The sequence below is a fragment of the Mesorhizobium sp. M7A.F.Ca.CA.003.01.2.1 genome (assembly GCF_003998945.1).
In the GTDB taxonomy this organism is placed as follows: Bacteria; Pseudomonadota; Alphaproteobacteria; order Rhizobiales; family Rhizobiaceae; genus Mesorhizobium; species Mesorhizobium ciceri.
In genome coordinates this window covers 1-3,146 of record NZ_RZRA01000691.1, presented here as the reverse complement: position 1 = coordinate 3,146, position 3,146 = coordinate 1, and the positions used below count along the sequence as shown (strand labels likewise).

4 protein-coding genes are annotated in these 3,146 nt (G+C 61.0%); 1 reads left to right on the top strand and 3 read right to left on the bottom strand.

Annotation, left to right across the window (positions count from 1 at the left end; translation table 11 throughout):
• Window positions 1-201: hypothetical protein (locus tag EN969_RS36210; protein ID WP_245467478.1), on the bottom strand; the 201-nt coding region annotated here is incomplete at its 3' end.
• Window positions 202-711: 510 nt separating this feature from the next.
• On the opposite strand from EN969_RS36210, the gene EN969_RS23790 reads away from it, so the two are divergent.
• A complete protein-coding gene (locus tag EN969_RS23790) occupies window positions 712-1,140 on the top strand; it encodes a hypothetical protein (protein WP_024503284.1) in 429 nt (142 codons plus the stop codon).
• A 38-nt stretch (window positions 1,141-1,178) separates the two neighbouring features.
• Here EN969_RS23790 and EN969_RS23785 read toward each other — a convergent pair whose 3' ends face one another.
• Both EN969_RS23785 and EN969_RS23780 read right to left on the bottom strand, forming a co-directional pair.
• Window positions 1,179-1,859 carry a DsbA family protein gene (locus EN969_RS23785; protein WP_063170238.1) on the bottom strand — a complete coding sequence of 227 codons (681 nt, stop codon included), beginning with the start codon at window positions 1,857-1,859 and terminating at the stop codon, window positions 1,179-1,181.
• 17 nt (window positions 1,860-1,876) lie between these two features.
• Window positions 1,877-3,146: extracellular solute-binding protein (locus tag EN969_RS23780; protein WP_164758442.1), on the bottom strand; the 1,270-nt coding region annotated here is incomplete at its 5' end.

The window sequence follows — 3,146 nt, the reverse complement described above, 5'->3', positions numbered from 1 at the left end:
GTTGCTGGACAACGCCGTGAGCAGCGCGATCACCAGCGTCAGCGTCCAGGCTTCCTTCCAGCGGTCGGAAACCCAGTAGGCCCGCATCAGGCCCCAGAAGCTGCGCATCGACGACACCGGCGTCAGAAGCGATCGCCCTGCGGCATCGCGAGGTGTTTTTTCCGGTACTGACTCTTGCGATGGTCTACCGACCCGAATCACTATCCCGCCCAAACCTTTTTTCTTTTGTTACGGATGGTAACACCAATTGATCATTTTCCATTAATTTAAAACCGGGCCGACCGGATTGCCCCGGCAGCCGTTGCCGTGAGGCAACAGATTACATGCTGAAATATAGCGACAACAGTCGACAAAAATCCGGATATTGCTTTTAATTTCATGGGCTTGATATATCGAGGGCGTGGCGTTGGCACGGCTTCCCCTAGGGAAGGCTTTCACACGGTTTCGTGAACTCGAAATCGTATCGAGCGACCGGTTTTCTCACTGTGGACGGCTCAAAGAGCTCGAAAATCTGCGGCTCGTGACTCGCCAGGATTGCCGGGGTCGTCCCTGCCGGGGGCAGGAATTGACGAGAGAATCGATCGAGCGGCGCGTTCCGTCTTGTCGGATCGGCTGAGGGACTGCGTTTGACAATTCATCCGCCTGGGATTGAACCTTGCCCGGCATCGGCGACACTCATGCATGTCCGGTTCTTCAACAAGGAAGCTCCCAATGCTTGCACGCGCGGCCGCAATCCTGTCCCTCTTTGCCTTTGTACCTTTGGCGCATGCCGGCGAGCAAAGCATTCCGGCCAGCGCCGAGGGCCAGATCGAGTTCAACACGCCGTCCGGCAACATCGGCTGCATCTACACGCCCAAAGGCGGCACCGGCACCTATGAGCCGAGGGATGGCGGCCCGGAACTGAGCTGCTCGCGCGTCGAGCCGAGCTACCTTACGATTATCCTGGGTCCGAAGGGGCCAGCAACGCTGATCAAGAACCCAGGCGAGCAGGGCTGCTGCAGCGATGTCGATAAGCTTGGCTACGGCAACAGCTGGAGCGCCGGGCCGTTCTCGTGCCAGTCGTCAACCAAGGGACTGACCTGCACGGCCACGAACGGCCATGGATTTTTCATCAGCAAGGCCAAGGCGACGGCGAAGTAACGTCTGCCGCTGTCGCGGAGAGGAGAGGCCGGCCGGCCTCAGCCGGCCTTGTCCAGTTCGCCGCGCGCCTTGGCGGCCGCCACCTGGCGAATGGCATCGGCCAGCGTATCGGCATCCTGCGCGCCCATGACGGCGTATTTGTCCTCGAGCAGGAAGCACGGCACACCAGAAATGCCCATGCGCGACGCGGTGGCGATCTCGGTGCGCACCGCCTCGACATCGGCCTCGGTCGGCAAAAGCGAGGCGACCACGGACGCATCCATGCCAGCCTCGCGCGCGGCTTCGACCAGCACGGCATGGTCGCCGATGTCAGCGCCTTCCTCGAAATTCAGCTGGAACAGCCGCCGTACAAGCCTGTTCTGAATGGCTTCGCCGGCGGCCCCTGCCCAGCGGATCAGCCGGTGCGCATCCAGCGTATTCGGCGCCACTTTGATGGCGTCGAAGGCAAAGGAAATGTCTTCCGCTTCGCCCAGCGGCTCGATGCGGTCGTGAATCTCGCGGATACGCTCGTCGCTGCCGAATTTTGCCAGCATGTATTCGCGCCGGTCCTTGCCTTCAGGCGGAATGGTCGGATCGAGCTGGAACGGCCGCCAGCGGACATGCACGTCGACATCGCCGACGGCGGCGATTGCCCTGTCGAGCCGCTTCTGGCCGATGAAGCACCAGGGGCAGACGACATCGGACACCACATCGACGGTGATGGCGTTCAATTCGCTCATCTCGATCTCCTGATCCCTCAGTTGGGTTTGCGCCACCATGTTGGCAGTTGATATCCGAATATGGGCGTCTTTTGCGGATGTTCCAGGTAGTTCCAGTAGGCGATCCATTGCTGCGTGTTGTACTGCATCGGCACCATGTAGTTGCCGGAGATCAGCAGCCGGTCGAGAACGCGAACGGCGGCAACATAATCCTCCTTGGAACGGGCGCGCAGCATCGCCTCGATTGCCGCGTCCACAGCCGGGTCGGCGACGCCGGCGAGATTGAACGAGCCTTCCGTCCGGGCGGCAGTCGAACTCCAGCGCCCGCTCTGCTCGATGCCGGGTGACAACGAATTGTTGAAGCCGCTCGATCCGACCAAGACCTCGAAATCGAAGCGCTGCTTGCGCGACTGTATCTGATCGCCGTCGAGGCTGCGAATGGTGAGATTGATGCCGATCTTCTCCAGCGTGCGCTGATAGATGCCGGCAAGGCGCTCCTCGTCCTGCGAAGCGGTCAGGATCTCGAAGCCGAAGGGTTTGCCTTCGGGATCAAGCATCGTTCCATTCTGCACGTGGTAGCCGACACTTTTCAAAAGATCGAAAGCTGCCTTCAAGACGCGCCGATCCTGGCCCGATCCGTCGGTCACCGGCGGCCGCCATGTGCCGTCCATGACATCGGCCGGCACGCGGCCGGGGTAGGGCGCCAGAAGCGCTTTCTCCCTGTCGTCGGCCGGATGGCCGAGCGCGGAAAGCTCGGAATTCTGCCAGTAACTCATCGTGCGCGTGTATTTGCCGCCGAACAGGTTCTTGTTGGCCCATTCGAAGTCGTAGAGCATGCCGAGCGCGCGCCGCACGACCGGGTTGGCGAATTTCGGCAACCGCGTGTTGAACAGGAAACCGGTCACCACCGGCGGAATGCCGGTGTCGAAGGTTTCGGCGATCACGTCCCCCTTGTGGAAGGCCGGAAAATCGAGATCGCGCTCGCGCTTCACCGGATCGCTGTCGTCATCGATGGCGCAGAGGCCTTTCTTGAACGCTTCGAGCTTGGCGTTGGCGTTGAGGAAATACTCGATGGTGATCTGGTCGTAATTGTCGAAACCGCGCTTGGCGGGGACATCCTTGCCCCAATAGTCCGGGTTGCGCTTGAAGACGATGCGCTGGCCTGGCTGCACCTGCGCGATCGTATACGGACCGCTGCCGATCACCGGCTTGAGCGTCGTCCTGTCGAAAGTCTCCTTGTCGAAGGCGTGCTTCGGGATGATCGGGGTCAGCGCGATGATCAGCGGGAATTCGCGATCGGCCTTGTCG

What these genes read in the sequence shown, in the direction of transcription:
- EN969_RS23790 (WP_024503284.1), top strand. Translation starts at nt 712, where the DNA reads ATGCTTGCACGCGCGGCCGCAATCCTGTCCCTCTTTGCCTTTGTACCT.
- EN969_RS23785 (WP_063170238.1), bottom strand. Translation starts at nt 1,859, where the DNA reads ATGAGCGAATTGAACGCCATCACCGTCGATGTGGTGTCCGATGTCGTC.